12 protein-coding genes are annotated in these 14302 nt (G+C 40.0%); 10 read left to right on the top strand and 2 right to left on the bottom strand.

The window, feature by feature from the left end; translation table 11 throughout:
- Positions 1–68 precede the first annotated feature (68 nt).
- The 5 genes from CU633_RS08555 to CU633_RS08535 all read left to right on the top strand — a co-directional run bounded on the left by CU633_RS08555 (position 69) and on the right by CU633_RS08535 (position 7070).
- The gene (locus CU633_RS08555; protein WP_180954916.1) at positions 69–548 is read left to right on the top strand and encodes a GNAT family N-acetyltransferase; all 480 of its coding nucleotides are present in this window, start codon (positions 69–71) and stop codon (positions 546–548) included.
- A gap of 104 nt (positions 549–652) precedes the next feature.
- Complete coding sequence (locus CU633_RS08550) at positions 653–1402, top strand: MurR/RpiR family transcriptional regulator (RefSeq protein WP_101659415.1); 750 nt, start codon at positions 653–655, stop codon at positions 1400–1402.
- A 122-nt stretch (positions 1403–1524) separates the two neighbouring features.
- Positions 1525–3462 carry a PTS 2-O-a-mannosyl-D-glycerate transporter subunit IIABC gene (mngA, locus tag CU633_RS08545; RefSeq protein ID WP_101659413.1) on the top strand — a complete coding sequence of 646 codons (1938 nt, stop codon included), beginning with the start codon at positions 1525–1527 and terminating at the stop codon, positions 3460–3462.
- A 52-nt stretch (positions 3463–3514) separates the two neighbouring features.
- On the top strand, positions 3515–6151 hold the full coding sequence (gene mngB, locus CU633_RS08540) for a mannosylglycerate hydrolase (RefSeq protein ID WP_101659412.1): 2637 nt from the start codon (positions 3515–3517) through the stop codon (positions 6149–6151).
- A gap of 100 nt (positions 6152–6251) precedes the next feature.
- Positions 6252–7070, top strand: coding sequence for a MurR/RpiR family transcriptional regulator (locus CU633_RS08535; protein ID WP_101659410.1), 819 nt, complete (start codon positions 6252–6254; stop codon positions 7068–7070).
- A gap of 31 nt (positions 7071–7101) precedes the next feature.
- Here the strand turns inward: CU633_RS08535 and CU633_RS08530 are convergent, their stop codons facing one another.
- A complete protein-coding gene (locus CU633_RS08530; protein WP_219620951.1) occupies positions 7102–7785 on the bottom strand; it encodes an N-acetylmannosamine-6-phosphate 2-epimerase in 684 nt (227 codons plus the stop codon).
- A gap of 16 nt (positions 7786–7801) precedes the next feature.
- Entirely contained in the window at positions 7802–9337 is a 1536-nt protein-coding gene (locus CU633_RS08525; protein WP_101659405.1) for a maltose/glucose-specific PTS transporter subunit IIC, read from the bottom strand.
- A gap of 237 nt (positions 9338–9574) precedes the next feature.
- Between CU633_RS08525 and CU633_RS08520 the strand changes: the two genes are divergently transcribed.
- The 5 genes from CU633_RS08520 (at position 9575) to CU633_RS08500 (ending at position 14193) form a co-directional block, all read left to right on the top strand.
- A complete protein-coding gene (locus tag CU633_RS08520) occupies positions 9575–10009 on the top strand; it encodes a transposase (protein WP_257958571.1) in 435 nt (144 codons plus the stop codon).
- A gap of 121 nt (positions 10010–10130) precedes the next feature.
- On the top strand, positions 10131–11648 hold the full coding sequence (locus tag CU633_RS08515) for a YifB family Mg chelatase-like AAA ATPase (protein ID WP_101659403.1): 1518 nt from the start codon (positions 10131–10133) through the stop codon (positions 11646–11648).
- A gap of 111 nt (positions 11649–11759) precedes the next feature.
- Complete coding sequence (locus tag CU633_RS08510; protein WP_101659401.1) at positions 11760–12017, top strand: YgiT-type zinc finger protein; 258 nt, start codon at positions 11760–11762, stop codon at positions 12015–12017.
- A 344-nt stretch (positions 12018–12361) separates the two neighbouring features.
- On the top strand, positions 12362–13000 hold the full coding sequence (locus CU633_RS08505) for a 5-bromo-4-chloroindolyl phosphate hydrolysis family protein (protein WP_101659399.1): 639 nt from the start codon (positions 12362–12364) through the stop codon (positions 12998–13000).
- Positions 13000–14193, top strand: coding sequence for a toxic anion resistance protein (locus tag CU633_RS08500; protein WP_101659397.1), 1194 nt, complete (start codon positions 13000–13002; stop codon positions 14191–14193). Before CU633_RS08505 ends, CU633_RS08500 begins: the two co-directional genes overlap by 1 nt.
- Positions 14194–14302 lie beyond the last annotated feature (109 nt).

Raw genomic sequence — 14302 nt, 5'->3', positions numbered from 1 at the left:
AATATAAAAGTGAATATCAGGACATATGGATAGGATGGTACAATAGTAATAAAAAACGAGGTATTGACATGGGAACAAGATCGCTAGTCATGAAGCATGATTTAAATTTTATTCCGCCCTGCTCGCTTCCTTTAAATTATAGCATTAGGAACTTTGAACTAGAAGACTTGGAGCGGTGGGCGACGATATTAACTGCTGCAAAAGAATTTGAAAGTGTCGAAAAAGCAGTCGAGCGCTTTGATTGGGAGTATAAACCTTATTTGGAGGAAGTAAAAAAGCGGGTATTTTTCCTGGAAAATAAACAGGGCCAGGCAATAGGAACAGCATCAGCATGGTTTGATAAAGACAACATAGCAATGGGACGAATTCACTGGGTTGCAATTCTCCCTGAATATCAGGGAAAAAAACTGGCCAAACCATTGTTATCTGCCACACTGCAACGGCTTTCCCAGTTCCATAAAGAGGCGTACTTAAAAACCCAAATAACGAACAATCGGGCTATCAACCTTTATCTAAGCTTGGGATTCAGGTTTAACGGCCAGAGATAAGTCGGCAGAGTAGTGCGATTTGATTAGTATTTTTGGTTCCCGAAAACGAATTGTTATAATAAGATAAATTTAAAGTTACGCAAAGAAAAGCAGGGGTGTTTGTTATGTTTTTAGAAGAACGGGCACGCAAATATGAATATAAGCTCAACGATACAGATGACCAAATCATTGAGTACATTATGAGCAATAAAAAGCTTGTCGTTAGCCTGTCCATACAATCGCTTGCTGCTTCTTTGTATACGGTTCCGAATACGATTACGAGATTATCAAAAAAGCTGGGCTATGATGGTTTCTCGCAACTGAAGAACAGCCTTAAAGATGAGCTGGAGTCTGAACTTGAAGGACATGGTGAGCTTGAGGGGGACCTTCATGCAACCGTACAAAAAACGTTTCAGTTAATCGATATGGATAAAATAGAAATGGTTTCAAAAATACTTCGTGAGGCAAAAAAGATTCTTGTTTACGGGGTAGGTGATACTGTCCCTTTTTGTGAAATGTTAGTGAAGAATTTAAAGGTTACTGGAAAGCAAACGGAGTTTTACATTCATCCTCACGAAATTAGGCATGGAATCGAAGAACTTAAAAGTAAGGATGTTCTCTTTCTGATCAGTTTGTCCGGTGAAACGGATCAGGTGTTAAAGATGGCAGAGCTGGGGAAAGAGAGAGTGATTACAATTATATCGCTCACTCATTTTAATGCGAATTCCCTGCAAAGGTTGGCGGATATCAATCTATATTGTCATGCCCCTAAAAAAGTTTTAAATGGCTATAATGTGACAGACAAAACTTCGCTGGTGATTGTGCTGAGAGTGTTATCAGAATATATATGGAATGAAGCCGGGAAGTGTGTATAAATACACGTGAAAGCGCTTTTCTGAATATAACTCGTGTAAAAATAAGAAGAAATCTCTTCTTATTTTTTTTAATGCTACGATAAATGTAATCATACAAATCAATAAATAAGGGGGTTTAGCAGATGCAGTTAGCAAGTGTAACATCACCAGAATTAATTAGCATTCATCAATCATTTGTATCTAAAGATGAAGCCATAAAGTTCTTAGTCAAAAAACTTTATGAAGCAGGCAAATTACACTCCGAAGAAAATTTCTATCATTCTGTCATGGAGAGGGAACAGTTGTCTCCTACCGGCTTTGAAGGCGGACTGGCAATCCCACATGGTAAATCCACAACGGTGAAAGAACCTGCCTTTGCGATTGCAACACTTCAAGATCCTATAACACTGTGGGAAAGCATCGATCCCAACAATGAAGTAAAGTTAATTATTTTGTTAGCTATTCCGGAAAATGAAAGCGGTTCAACGCATCTGTCGTTATTATCAGAACTGGTTAAAAGGTTATCAGATGAGGAATATAAAAATCGGTTGTTGAATTCAACAACAAATATTGAATTATATGAAAATCTGGATATCGAAAGAATAGAAGAAAAAGCCGAGGCAGTAAAGAAAATCAATAAAACCATTTTGGCTGTCACCGCTTGCCCGGCCGGTATTGCGCATACTTACATGGCAGCTGAAGCACTTGTTAAGGCTGGAAAAGAACTGGGAGTCGACATTTATGTGGAAAAGCAGGGAGCAAACGGTATAGAGGACCGTCATACACAGCCTATGTTGAGCAAAGCGGATGCTGTTATTTTTGCCACTGATGTCGCGGTCAAAAATGAGGAGAGGTATAGCCATCTTCCGAAAATTAAAACTTCAGTTGCCACTCCGCTTAAGAATGCAAAAGGAATCGTAGCCCAGGCCATTGAGAAATCTGAAAGTGTGCCTAAAAAAGGTTATTCCGGTACAGATGCCGGGTTTGAAGACAATGATAAAAAAAGCTTTAAAACAGAAATTAAGGATTCTATTTTAACAGGTATTTCTTATATCATTCCGGTTATTGTAGCCGGTGGCATGACTCTGGCTGCAGCTGTATTGATTGCCCAGGCTCTTGGTCTCCAGGAAGTTTACAATACGGAAGGATCGTGGCTCTGGTTACTGAGACAGCTGGGTGGAACCTTACTGGGTACGTTAATGGTGCCTATTCTTGCAGCCTATATGGCTTATTCCATTGCCGATAAGCCTGCTTTAGGGCCCGGGTTTGCAGCAGGGGTAGCGGCAAACTTAATCGGCAGTGGCTTCCTGGGCGGTATGCTTGGAGGTATTTTAGCAGGTTATTTTCTAAAATATTTGAAACAAACAATAAAGCCAAAAGGAACTTTTGCCGGTTTTATCAGCTTCTGGCTATATCCGGTTGTCGGTACGCTTGTCGTTGGATCTATTATGTTGTTTGTAGTGGGAAAACCGCTGGCATTTTTAAATCAGGGCTTGCTCAGCTGGTTGGAGGGCATGTCTGGTACAAATGCGATTTTGTTAGGTGCGGTTCTCGGGGCAATGGTATCCTTTGACCTTGGCGGGCCAGTCAACAAAGCAGCTTATACTTTTTGTATCGGGGCAATGGCAAGCGGCAACTTTGTTCCTTATGCGGCCTTTGCATCCGTCAAAATGGTTTCTGGATTTGCGATCACCGGTGCAACGATTGTTGCTGGAAAATACTATGATAAAGAAGAAATTGAGGTCGGTAAGCAAACCTGGCTATTGGTGCTGGCAGGTATTACTGAGGGAGCGATTCCATTTGCGATGAGAGATCCGCTACGCGTTATTTTTTCATTAATCGTCGGCTCAGCGATCACCGGAGCGATTGTTTCCTATTTTCAAATCGGTTTAAATGTACCCGGTGCTGGAATATTCTCACTGGCATTGCTGCAAGGAAAACCGGTTCTGATTGGAGCGGGTATATGGCTGGGTGCCGCGCTTCTCGGTGCATTGGTATCAATGCTTTTACTAATTGTAACCCGGAAAAACAAACTGAACAAAGAAAATGGCAAGAGAAATGCCACACAAGCTGCAGCATAAGCAGCTTGTGTGGTTTTGAATCACTCGAGCGTCTAAAAGATTGGAGGACATCATGAAAAAGGTTCATATTGTCCCGCATATGCACTGGGATAGAGAATGGTACTTTACAACTGAGGAATCAAGAATTCTTTTAGTTAATAATATGGAAGAAATTTTGGAAACATTGGAGAACAATCCGGATTACCCTTACTACGTTCTCGATGGCCAAACAGCTATTTTAGAAGATTACTTCGCAGTTAAGCCCGAGAACAAGGAACGAGTAAAAAAGCTTGTGCAGGAGGGCAAACTTATCATTGGCCCCTGGTATACGCAAACAGATGAAATGGTTGTGGGCGGGGAGTCGATTGTTCGTAATTTGTTGTATGGAATTAAAGATAGTGAAGAGTTTGGAAGTTATATGAAGATTGGCTATCTCCCGGATTCATTTGGACAATCTTCTCAAATGCCGCAAATATTAAGAGGTTTCGAGATTAAGTATTCTATATTTTGGCGGGGTACTTCAGAACGTCATGGCACAGATAAAACAGAATTTTATTGGGAAGCTGATGATGGCTCCAAGGTACTTGTTCAGTTATTTCCATTAGGCTATGCCATTGGCAAATACTTACCCGAGGATGAAGAAAAGCTTCAGGAGCGTATTGACAAATATTTTACCGTTTTAGACCAAGGTGCTACAACAGAAAATATTATCCTGCCGAACGGCCATGATCAAATGCCGATTCAAAAAAATATTTTTACTATAATCGAAAAGCTTAGCAAGTTATATCCAGATCGCGAGTTTTTCTTGAGCAGGTATGAGAACGTCTTTGCTGAAATTGAGAAAAATAGTGATCTGCCTGCCTTGAAAGGTGAGTTTCTGGACGGGAAATACATGCGTGTTCATCGGAGTATTTATTCTACAAGAATGGATATTAAAGCTGCGAATGCAAGAATCGAAAACAAATTGACCAATATTTTAGAGCCGCTCGCATCTCTGGCTTATAGTCTCGGTTTCGAATACCACCACGGTTTGATCGAACTAATCTGGAAAGAAATGATGAAGAATCACGCTCATGACAGTATTGGCTGTTGCTGCTCTGACAAGGTCCATCAAGAAATCTATAACCGATTCGCCCTTGCTGAAGAAAAGGTTGATCAATTGATAGAGTTTTATAAACGGAAAATTGTAGACTCAATGGGAACGGACTGGAATTACGATCGCCTTACCGCATTTAACTTCCTTCCTTACGTTCGTGATGAAGTAATGACAGCAACAGTGATTTCCAAGTTCAATTCATTCAAGCTACTGACCGAAGAAGAAGAGGAAATTGAATTTGAAGTTTTAAAAAGCGAAATCATCGATCCGGGCTTAATTGACCGGCAAATTGTTCACTATGGAAACTACGATCCTTTTATTAAATATACGGTTCAATTAAGGGACAGCATCCCCTCTTTAGGTTATAAAACGTATTTTGTTGTTGAGGATACCCGGGAGATGGAACCCACACTGTGTTCAGCAGATAGTGTTTCCACGGATTTCTTTGACATAACTGTTAACTCGAACGGTTCGATTAATATCTACGATAAAAAAATTAATCAAACGTTTGAACAAGTACTGTTGCTTGAGAACGGCGGGGATGATGGAGATGAATATGACTATTCCCCATTGCCGGGTGAAGAGCTTATCTACAGTGAACACGTAAAGGCCGCAATTGAGATAACGGAGAACCAATACACCTCATTCATCGACATCCGATATACTTTAGAGGTCCCAGAAAGTTTAGAGGACAGAAAGCAAAAAACAATAAATAGTTCAGTGGATGTTCACATTGTATTAACTGTTCCTAAACATAAACCGATAATCGAAGTAAAGTTCGAAGTCGTGAACCATGCCAGGGACCACCGCTTAAGAGCTCTTATCCCGACCGGCATAGTATCGGCATTTTCTGTCGCCGATAATCAGTTCGGCATGATTAAACGAAGAGTATATGATGAAGCTATGGAAGTCTGGGAAGAAGAGAATTGGGATGAGCGTCCGGATTCGATATATCCAATGCTGAGTTTTACCGGCCTTACAAATAAAGAGTATGGAGTATACATTTTAACAAACAGTACGAGAGAATATGAAATTGTAGGGGAAGAATACGACACTGTCGCCATAACCCTATTTAGAAGTATAGGATTTCTCGGTAAAGAAGAATTGCTTCGCAGACCCGGACGTCCTTCTGGCATTAAGCTGCCTACCCCTGATTCGCAAATGCTCGGAAAATTAACTTTGGACTTTGCGATTAGCATCCAGAAAGGGGAGGCCTCAGAGGCAAGTATCGGTCGATTGGCAAAAGAATATTTAACACCGATCCATCTTTATAATAAGATTCCATACAATGCGATGAAACTCAATCAAGCATCCGTGAAAACACCAGTAAGTTTTAGTCTAATGAAAGAAACAAATCCGCAAGTTGTATTAAGCACGTTGAAAAAAGCGGAAAAGGATGATCGTCTAGTCCTCCGTTTTTACAATCCAACCGATAACACCGAGCTGGCTTCATTTGAATTTGGCTCAGGTGTGAGACAGGTCTATCGAGCAAACTTAAATGAAAAACCTTTGGAAGTATTGGAAGTGAAAGAAAATAAAGTTGAAATTCAAACAAACTCTAATCAGGTTCAAACGGTGCTTTTTTGGGGCCTGACCCCACATGCGGTGAAGTGATAAAGTGAAATATAAGTAACAACGACCTAAAAGATCATATTTCAACTTTAACGAATATTTTGAGATAATGAAGGAGAGAAATTAAGTTAGAGGGGCATATATGAGAAAATACAATGTGTTGGATCAAATCCAGATTAATTACCCGCAATTTTCCGCGAAGGAAAAGGAAATTGCAGATTATATTTTGGAGAATAAAAGCTCGATCTTAAACATTAATATTAAGGATTTAGCCGAGAAGACAAATTCGTCTACTTCGACGATTACCCGCTTTTGTAAAAAGATTGAATGCAGCAGCTTTATGGAATTTAAAGTGATGCTGAACAGGGAATTGGAAGGGGAAAAGGATCATAAGAACAGTTTTGGAAAAGTTGAAAGTTTTTATCAGCAGGTAGTTGATTCAACTGTATCTCTGATTGATAGAGACAAAGTCACTACTGTCGTACAAATGATCAAAGAAGCCGAAAAAATCCTCATTTTTGGAATCGGAAGTTCGGGATTAACGGCGCTTGAATTGAAATATCGTCTGATGAGGATGGGTCTGATTGTCGACGCCGTCATTGATCCTCATATGATGTTGATGGGCAGCTCCCTTGCAGGTGAAAAAGATCTTGTTATTTGCATCTCCAACTCCGGAATTACCGAAGAAATTATAAAAGCAGCCGGAATCGCCAAACAGAATGGGAGCAAAATTGTCAGCATCACAAATCATAATCACACCCCGTTAACGAATTTGTCAGAAGAAGTTCTTTTCACCTCAAGTACAAAGATTTTGAATGATGATCAATTTATTAATAGCCAGCTTTCGATTCTTTATGTGCTGGATGTCATTTCTTTGCTGCTCCTGGAAGATGAAGACCTTCTTGCTAAACGGGAAAAAACGCTGAAAGTTATTCATTCAATGCGGGAAGAGAGTCAATAAAAAACTCCCGAAAATCCGGGAGTTTTCTTCGTCAACTCTTTTTCATATGCTCGGTAAATCTTTGGGTGATTTGCTGTGGCCTTGTGATCGCCCCGCCTACTACAACTGAGTGCGCGCCAACTTCAAGGCAGCGTTTTGCCATTTCAGGCGTTAAAATGCTTCCTTCGGCAATAACCGGGACTTTAACTGATTTCACTATTTTCTTCAATATTTCAAAATCGTTCTCATACACTTTCCGGCCTTCAGTTTCATTCGTATAGCCGATTAAAGTGGTTGACACACAGTCGAACCCCAGTTCTTCTGCGTTTATTGCTTCATCTAAAGTTGAAATGTCTGCCATTAATAAAAGATGAGGGTACTTCTCTCTAACATCTTTTATTAAGTCAAAAAGCTTCGCACCATTTGGCCTTGTTCTGTTCGTTGCATCGAGGGCAGCCATTTCACTCCCGGAAGCAGTCACTTCATCGATTTCCTCTATTGTTGGAGTAATGAAAACCTCAGAGTCAGGATATTTCCGTTTTACAATCCCGATAACCGGTAAATCGACCGTTTTCTTAATTTCCTCGATGTCAGCTCTTGTATTGGCACGGATTCCCGCTGCACCGCCTTGTTGTGCAGCTAAAGCCATTCTCCCCATAATCATCGAACTGTGCAGCGGTTCGTCTTCAAGTGCCTGGCATGAAACAATTAAGTTGTTTTTCACTTGTTGTAATATAGTTGTCTGCATTGAGTTAGGCTCCTATCAATTCCTCTATTTCATTTTTAATAATGGTAACATGAGGGCCATAGATTACCTGAACCCCATTTCCTTTTATAATGATTCCCCTCGCACCGGTTTGCTTTAAATTCTCCTCGGAAATGAGTGCAGGATCTTTGACGGTGATACGAAGTCTTGTCGCACAGCAATCAAGATCACTGATATTTTCTTTTCCGCCAAGTGCACTAGTGATCATGGCCGCTCTTTCGCTTGAATCTATTAAACCTAAATTTAAATCGTTTTCTTGTTCGCGGCCAGGGGTTTGCAATTTGAATTTCACGATCGCAAATCGGAAGGTGAAGTAATAAAGCGCAAACCAGACAGCTCCAATCATCGGGACATAGATCCAGTTTGTCTTTTCATTACCCTGCAAGATCCCGAATAAAATGAAATCGATAAATCCGCCTGAAAAGGTTTGGCCGATTGTAATCTCGAATATATGCGCCATCATAAAAGCAAGGCCATCAAAAAACGCATGAATAACATACAGGATCGGTGCGATAAACAAGAAGGAAAACTCGATTGGTTCTGTGATCCCGGTTAAGAAAGAAGTTAAAGCAGCTGAAAGCATTAATCCAAAGACTTTTTTCTTATTTTCAGGTCTTGCAGTATGATAGATTGCCAGTGCTGCCCCAATGAGACCAAACATCATCGTAATAAATCGGCCGGACATAAACCGTGAAGTTCCGATATAAAATTGTTCTGTATTTGGATCGCCAAGTTGGGCAAAGAAGATTTTTTGCGTCCCTTCTACAAGAGTTCCGTCGACAACTAAGGAACCGCCAAGGCCTGTTGTCCAGAACGGCATATAAAAGATATGATGAAGGCCGAATGGACCGAGCAATCTTAAAATAAATCCGTAAATCAGCGTTCCAATATAGCCTGTTTGTTCAACCAATCCGCCGATGTTGAAGATTCCTGATTGAATAGGGGGCCAAATTATAAACATCAATACTCCAAGAAAGATAGCTGCGAATGAAGTAATAATCGGAATAAAGCGGGAACCAGCGAAAAACCCCAGGAATTGCGGAAGCTGTGCCTTATTATAACGGTTATGAAGGAATGCAGTTAGAATCCCGACAACAGCTCCACCAAATACCCCAGTTTCAAGGGTTTGAATACCAAGAATCATTCCCTGTCCGACAGCAGCTGGATTTTCAGTTACAAGCTTGCCCATTATCGCAAGCATTGCACCAGTGGAAGCATTCATAACCAGATACCCCAACACAGCCGCTAAACCTGCCGTGCCCTTATCAGACTTGGCCAGTCCAACTGCAATACCGACTGCAAATAAAATGGCCAGATTGGCAAAAACAATCGAACCAGCGGCACTCATAATTTGAAAGATCGCCTGAAGCCAGCCGACATCCAAAAACGGATACGCTTTCAAAGTATTCGGATTTGATAAAGCACCACCAATTCCAAGCAAAAGACCGGCAGCAGGCAAAACAGCAATCGGCAACATAAATGATTTACCAAACCGCTGCGCCTTCTCAAAGAAAACACTCATCAATTACCACCCTTTCTATGAAAACTATTTTCATAATCTATTTTAAAATTAATGAACAATTTCGTCAATAACTTTTTAGGGGCCTGACCCCGCATTCGGTGAAGTGATAAAGTGAAACGTAAATAAGGAAAATTTTTTGTGAAGAGGCAGGAAATCATTGACGTTTTAAATAGAATATTCTATTATTTATTTACAGGAACACTTGTTCCTGTAAATAAATAATTACGGAGGAGTTTTATGCCGAGAAAACATCGTGTTTGGTATCCTGGTGCGATCTATCATATTATGGCCCGGGGAAATAAACGATCAGCCATTTTTACCGACCACTTAGACTACTTAAAATATTTAGAGATTCTTGAAGAAGTCCGCAACAAGTTTCCGTTTAAATTACACTCCTATTGTCTAATGACAAATCACCTCCATCTCCAACTTGAAACTGCCCAGCATCACATACAGCATGTTATGAAAGAATTGCATTCTCGCTATGCCATTTATTTCAATCAACGTTTGAAAATAGACGGTCACGTTTTTCAGGGCCGCTATGGTGCGAAATTGATTGAAACGGATGACTACTTTTTAGAAGTTAGCCGCTATATTCATCGCAATCCCTTGCAAGCCAAGATGGTTGAGAATTTGGCCGATTACCAATGGAGCAGCTATCCCTCTATATAAACCTCAATCAAAACCCTCATATCGATCAAACAAAAACTTATTCCTATTTTAGCGAACCAAAACCATACTGTTACAGACTTTTTGTGGAGGAAAAGAAGATTAGTGAAATGGAGGAGCAGTCATGTGTGTAAAAGTGACAAGTATTGGATTAAAAGGAATGGAAGGATATCGAGTGAATGTTGAAGTGAAAATTATTGTAGGGATTGATTCTATTGTAATTGTCGGGTTGCCGGATGCATCCATAAAAGAATCAAAAGAGCGGATTGTTGCTGCCCTTAATTCCTTAGGATACTCACTTTCCTGTCAAAAGGTAGTTATTAACCTCTCTCCTCCTGAACAAAAGAAAAACGGACCCATGTATGATTTGCCAATGGCGATTAGTGTGTTATTGGGCTTAAAGGGAATAGAGGTTCAAATTCCTGATCATGTCGGTTTTCTTGGCGCCTTGTCTTTAGATGGGTCTATTCACCCTGTTGAAGGGATGCTGCCAGCGGTTCTTGCAGCTAAAAAGGTAGGTTTAACAAAGCTATATATGCCTTATGATGAAAAGCTTCCCGTATTGGAATTTGAAGGTTTGGAAATTATCTATGTTTCATCACTCCATGAGGTGATTAAGCATCTCTCAGGAGAAGAAATTATCCCGTTTCACCCAAGAACTAAAGAACCAGTTGCCAGTATTAACCTCATGGACTTTCAGCAAATAATCGGCCATAGCTATGCTAAATATGCATTAGAAGTGGCGGCTGCTGGTGAACATCACGTCTATATGACAGGTCCACCCGGTTGTGGAAAAAGTTTGCTGGCCGAAAGCTTTTCATCCATTTTACCTACCTTAACCAAGGAAGCTCAACTCGAAATGATCAGTTTATACCAGCTAAGAGGTATCACCTATCCTCATACTCATGTTCCTCCTTATCGAAATCCGCATCATTCTGCGTCAGATGTTTCGATTATTGGAGGTGGACAAAATCCGAAGCCAGGTGAAATATCGTTAGCTCACCGTGGAGTTTTATTCTTGGATGAAATTGCAGAATTTCCGAAAAAAACATTGGATATGCTCCGTCAGCCTTTAGAGGACGGCTTTATTACGATCAGCCGCACCCGTGTCACGATTAAATATCCGGCTTCATTTATATTAATTGGGGCTATGAACCCTTGCCCATGTGGGTATGCCGGTTCTAATAGCCATTATTGCACATGTATGCCCAAACAGATTCTCTCTTATCAAAACAAGCTTTCAGGTCCTCTGAGAGATCGATTTGATATTAATCTTTTCCTGAAGCCTGTCGATTTTAAAGCAACGAGGGAGAAAGAAACAGAATCTTCAAAAACAGTGCGGAAAAGAGTTGAAAAAGCAAGGAACAGGCAATACGACCGTTATGGAAAAGAAATATGCAATAGCAGGGTTTCTTATGACCTGCTTATAAAAACAAGTCCTCTGACAGCAGAACAACAGCGTATTCTTCATCAGCTTTCCACAAAGAAAAATTGGAGCAACCGTTCACAAATCAAGATTATCCGACTTGCCCGCACTATCTCGGACCTTCACGGAAGCATTCAAATTAGTGATCAAAGTATTTGGGAAGCTATTAAATTGAACAGTCAGTCTGCTCTTATGGGGAAGAGTATTAGTGTTTAGGACTTATTTGATCTAGGCGACTTATAAAACAAGCGATTCTGCATAATTGTAAACCTTATTGATCACCTGGCAACCATAAAATAATATTATAATAAAGGAGTTGATCTAAAAATGAAATGCCCATTCTGCAACTCAGCTTTAAAAGATAATCAATTAGTGACTGTTAAAAGACTTATAGCTGGTGAACCTGTTTATTTTCAAAATGTTCCCGCACAGGTATGTTCAAATCCATTATGTGGGGAGGAAATTTTACATGGAACAACAGTGAAAAAAATGAGTTCTATTATTAACAAAGCAAAGGAAGAAAGTTTTCAATTTGAAAGAACTTTTGATTTTATAATGATAAAAAATGGGCACGAGCTTATCTGAGTTTAAAGTTGTGAAATAGGCTAGCTTATTAGCGTTAAGTAAATGCTGTTAGTGCGAAACTAACAGCATTTTTTTCTAATCTCTTCTCTGCTTTCGATCCCATTTTCAATTATTTTAGAAATCATAATTCATCTTGTTTTAAGAAAAAGCTTCACATACGTCTCAAGCCCTAGAAAAGAATACAAACCTGGTCTACTTAAATTGTTGACAGATTTCGGGTATAATTTAGACATAGAATCGTAAAGGTGTACTGAGTTTTATCTTTATGAGATTGTCGAGCATTTGAAACCTTTGCATCATTGTCTTCGTAATATATTAAGGAAATTAGGTCAGGAGCGGTCCTTATGAATCCATTTTTATCATTTATCCTTTATTGGATGCTGTTATTTCCAATCACTGTTTTTGTGTGGCTGATAAGCTTTGTTGTCTTTGACCAGACTTTCTGGCTGTCCGTAGTGTATTCGCTGGCAAGTGCATTTCTTGTGTTCATAATAGTTAAAAGTTCTCTAAAGTCACGGTTTTTAAAAAAGCATCAGCTTGGAAGAAAAGAATATAAGTACATTAAGAAAAACTTGGACGAGGCGAAAACCAAGATCAAGCGACTGCGAAAGGCCTTTTTCCAAGTTAGAGATATCGCGTCTTTCAGACAAACATTTGAGACGCTCCGCATCACGAAAAGAATTTACACGATCACAAAAAAAGAGCCGAAGCGATTTTATCAGGCAGAACAGTTTTATTATTCCCATTTGGACTCAATCGTCGAACTGGCTGAAAAGTATGCGTTTTTATCAGCTCAACCGAACAAAAAACCGGAGTTGGCTGTTACGTTGCGTGATACACGGACAGCTTTAAAAGAATTATCCATGACGATAGAAGAGGATTTAAACCAAGTTCTGTCAAACGATATCGATTCTTTAAATTATGAATTGGATGTTGTCAAGTATACAATTAATCCGAGACATGAAGATGGAAGGAGATTGTAATGAACGAAAAATCCCCGCTTTATAAAGAACCAGGCACTGCTTTTGATGATTTGCTCTTAGATCCGTTCGGTGATAATACATCTGCAAGCCCTCAAGTCAAAGTCGATGATTCTAAACAGACTAGACTCATTGATGTGATTCCGCCGGAAAGCCGGGAAAAGGCCTATCAGCTTGCCGATCAAATTGACCCCAAGAACCATCAGGCGATTATTTCGTACGGTACCCAAGCTCAGTCGAAGCTTTTAACATTTTCCCATTCGATGCTTGAGCATGTGAAAAAAGAGGATGTAGGCGAAGTTGGCGAAATACTGGGTGATTTGATGAAAAGATTAAGCGAAGTCAATCCGGATGAGTTATCCCCGGAAAAGCGATCTTTTTTTTCGCGTATGTTCGGCAAAATTTCCAATTCAATTCAAGAGGTTCTTTCAAAGTACCAAAAAACAGGTGCGCAAATCGATCGAGTTACAGTCAAGCTTGAGCGCAGTAAAAATACATTATTATCGGATATTCAGTTCCTTGAAAAACTTTATGAGCATAATAAAGAATACTTTCATGCTTTAAATGTCTATATTGCTGCCGGGGAATTAAAGCTGGAGGAACTCTATCAGAAAACGATTCCCGAGCTGAAAAAGAAGGCGGAATCCACACAGGATCAGATGGCTTTTCAGGATGTAAACGATATGATGCAGTTTGCCGATCGTTTGGACAAACGTTTGTATGACCTGAAGCTCAGCCGTGAAATTACTATTCAAAGTGCGCCGCAAATCCGGCTTATTCAAAATACAAATCAATTATTGGTGGAGAAAATCCAATCCTCTATCCTGACTGCGATTCCTCTTTGGAAGAACCAGGTTGCGATTGCCTTGACGTTAATCAGGCAGCGCCATGCTGTAGAGGCGCAAAAGCAAGTATCGAAGACGACAAATGAACTGCTCTTAAAAAATGCAGAAATGCTGAAAACCAATACAATCGAAGCGGCCAAGGAAAACGAGCGCGGCCTGGTCGATATCGAAACTTTAAAGAAAACGCAGGAAAACCTAATCTCGACACTGGAAGAAACGATCCGCATCCAGGAAGACGGCCGAAACAAACGACGTCAGGCAGAACAGGATCTTATCACGATGGAGAACGAACTAAAGCAGAAGCTGCTTGAATGGGGACAATCGGACAGCTCAGCTAAACTTAATTTTTAAATTATTGATTAGAGAGTCTAACTATGAGGCTCTCTTTTTATATTTTAAAACCATGAGTGTTGATTATCCATAATTAGACAAACCTATCCCGTTATTCGTACTGTACTTA

Source organism: Bacillus sp. V3-13 (assembly GCF_002860165.1).
Classification (GTDB): domain Bacteria; phylum Bacillota; class Bacilli; order Bacillales; family Cytobacillaceae; genus Bacillus_BJ.
This window is presented reverse-complemented; position numbering and strand designations above follow the sequence as displayed.